This is a genomic window from Bacillus sp. AFS001701 (assembly GCF_002559405.1).
Taxonomy (GTDB): Bacteria; Bacillota; Bacilli; order Bacillales; family Bacillaceae_G; genus Gottfriedia.
The window spans coordinates 1-440 of sequence record NZ_NTZO01000755.1 but is presented as its reverse complement, the minus strand read 5'-3'; the positions used below and the strand labels follow the sequence as shown (position 1 = coordinate 440).

Annotated in this window: 1 protein-coding gene; it reads right to left on the bottom strand. The window is 24.1% G+C overall.

Annotated elements, in window-relative coordinates; translation table 11 throughout:
* Positions 1–204: 204 nt before the first annotated feature.
* Positions 205–440: GNAT family N-acetyltransferase (locus tag CN514_RS25020; RefSeq protein WP_141529542.1), on the bottom strand; the 236-nt coding region annotated here is incomplete at its 5' end.

The following is a 440-nucleotide window of genomic DNA, read 5'->3' as shown; positions in this document are numbered from 1 at the left end:
AATTCGATTAAACCCAAATTAAGAAAAATAGTAAAAATGAAAAATTAAGAAATAAATTTTTAATCATATTTACACTTTTATAAAATCATAATCTTTCTAATTATGTAAATGCTCTAATTGGATTGTCGTTTGTCTGCAAGTAGATTTAAAACTTTATTCATTTGAGTGTCTATAATAGAGCCTTTAACCTTTTTATTTTCAGTACTATTTAATAAATAACCCCATCATTACAGTATTACAGTACTTTCCATTTATATAAGTCTCTTCTTTCATTACCCCTTCAATTTCAAATCCTAAATTTTTATACAATTGAATGGCTTTAAGATTATCTTCATTCGTAACTAATTGAATTTTTCGAGTTAGATCATTTTGTTTAGCCCAATCAATTAATGATTGCATTAATAACTTCCCTAAACTTAATCCCCAATATTCTTTTTTAA